Origin of the sequence: Mesorhizobium sp. M7A.F.Ca.US.007.01.2.1, from assembly GCF_003998165.1 — a bacterium.
Lineage (GTDB): Bacteria > Pseudomonadota > Alphaproteobacteria > Rhizobiales > Rhizobiaceae > Mesorhizobium > Mesorhizobium ciceri.
In genome coordinates, this window is sequence record NZ_RZQP01000501.1 from 1 (window position 1) to 871 (window position 871).

The 871-nt window shown below is 65.9% G+C and carries 1 protein-coding gene; it reads left to right on the forward strand.

Going from position 1 to position 871, the window contains the following annotated elements:
- A partial coding sequence (locus tag EN949_RS35470; protein WP_206535020.1) for a VCBS domain-containing protein occupies positions 1 to 871 on the forward strand: 871 nt, incomplete at both ends.

An 871-nucleotide genomic window follows, 5' to 3' on the forward strand; every position in this document is an offset into this window, starting at 1 on the left:
ATCACCATCAACGGCACCAACGACGTCCCACAGGTCGTCGTTGACCAGGGCAACCCGGCCGGCGCGCATGATCAGGTCTATGAAGCAGGTCTGGCGGCGGGTTCGGCGGCCGGCGACGGCAGCACGGTTGCGACAGGCACCTTCACGGTGTCGGACGCCGACGGGCTCGACGACGTGCAGAGCGTCACCATCGGCGGCGTCACGGTTGCCATTGGCAGCCTTAACGGTTCGGTCTTCCAGGGCGACCACGGCACGCTGCTGATCACCGGCTACAACCCGGCAACCGGCGTTGCTGCCTATCAGTACACGCTGACCAGCACGACGACGGACGTTCCGGCAGTCACCGAGACCGACAGCTTCTCGCTCACCGTCTCTGACGGCACCTCGTCGTCGGCCCCGGCGGCCATCGTCATCGACATCGTCGACGACGTGCCCAATGCGGTCAACGACACCAACAGCATCAGCGAGGACGCGCTTTCGCCGGTCAACGGCAATGTGCTGACCAACGACCTGCATGCCAACAACCAGCCGGGCGCCGACACGCCGACGAGCTTCGTCAGCTGGGATGGCTCGACGACGGGCGCGCACGGCACCTTCGTGGCCAATCCCGACGGCACCTACACCTATACGCTCAACAACGCCGATCCGGCGGTGCAGGCGCTGGACGCCGGCCAGACGCTGACCGAGACCTTCAACTACACGATGAAGGATGCCGACGGCGACACCGATACGGCAACGCTGACCATCACCATCAACGGCACCAACGACGTCCCACAGGTCGTCGTTGACCAGGGCAACCCGGCCGGCGCGCATGATCAGGTCTATGAAGCAGGTCTGGCGGCGGGTTCGGCGGCCGGCGACGGCAGCACGG